This is a genomic window from Bifidobacterium jacchi (assembly GCF_009078285.1).
In the GTDB taxonomy this organism is placed as follows: domain Bacteria; phylum Actinomycetota; class Actinomycetes; order Actinomycetales; family Bifidobacteriaceae; genus Bifidobacterium; species Bifidobacterium jacchi.
In genome coordinates this window covers 84,877-85,081 of record NZ_RQSP01000005.1, presented here as the reverse complement: position 1 = coordinate 85,081, position 205 = coordinate 84,877, and positions in this window count along the sequence as shown.

The following is a 205-nucleotide window of genomic DNA, read 5'->3' as shown; positions in this document are numbered from 1 at the left end:
ACCGGGCATCATGTGCGATTACTATCCCGCATCAGAACTCGCGGCGTGGACGGTCGCCAGACAGCACAACTGCAGCCACGCTACTCTCCCCCAGTCCCGCTTTTGCGGGACAGCCCCCTCACCAGAGGGGGCCAAGGGAAACAATCAGAACTCGCGGCGTGGACGGTCGCCAGACCATCCACCAGACAGCACTGCGCGACGCACG